General features: G+C 40.3%; 1 pseudogene. It reads right to left on the minus strand.

Annotated elements, in window-relative coordinates:
- A pseudogene (locus ACU8YE_RS25365) lies at positions 1 to 442 on the minus strand (hypothetical protein); the annotation flags it as partial.

Below are 442 nucleotides of genomic sequence, written 5' to 3' on the forward strand. Positions count from 1 at the left end.
TTATTATACAAGTCATCTGTTAAAATAGTGCCTTGAATATTGTCGCCATTATCAATTAAAACGGTGCCTGCTGGGTTTTGTGCCCGGACTTGGTTAACGACTGTACTTACTTGGGACAAACCAACTGGTAGTTCTTTATCATCTTCATAAGACCAATTCCATAATTGACCATGAACATCTGACGTACCTAAAATTGTTATTTTTTGCGGCGTGCTCGTTTCTTCTTTTTCAGCGATTGACGTTTCTAAATTCGTCGTCTCTGTTGGTGCTGTGGTTTCTTGTGACTGCTTGACACTGTCACTCGTAGCCTGATTTGGTGCTTCTTGTTTGATGTCTGTTGTTTCCTGTGTAATGACTGGTTCTTGTTTTCTACTTGAATCGGTGGTACTTGTTACTGCTTCTGAACTTTGTTGACTCGTTGTTTCTACTGCATATGCCGTAC

The organism is Ralstonia sp. VS2407, from assembly GCF_052950655.1.